The 207-nt window shown below is 48.3% G+C and carries 1 pseudogene; it reads left to right on the forward strand.

The features are described 5' to 3' along the window. A pseudogene (locus tag LI126_RS15610) lies at positions 1-207 on the forward strand (indole-3-glycerol phosphate synthase TrpC); the annotation flags it as partial.

The following is a 207-nucleotide window of genomic DNA, read 5'->3' on the forward strand; positions in this document are numbered from 1 at the left end:
GGCGATTCTGCTGATTGCGGGTCTGCTTTCCGTTGAGCAGCTGACTGAGTATAGACAGCTGGCAGAAAGTCTTGGCATGGATGCATTAGTTGAAGCACATAACGAATTCGAACTGCAAAGGGCTCTTAAAAGCGGCGCGCGGATTGTCGGCGTCAACAATCGCAATCTGAAAGACTTTACGGTTGATCCCTACACCAGTATTCAATT

Source organism: Mediterraneibacter sp. 210702-DFI.5.30 (genome assembly GCF_020560115.1).
In the GTDB taxonomy this organism is placed as follows: domain Bacteria; phylum Bacillota; class Clostridia; order Lachnospirales; family Lachnospiraceae; genus Mediterraneibacter; species Mediterraneibacter faecis.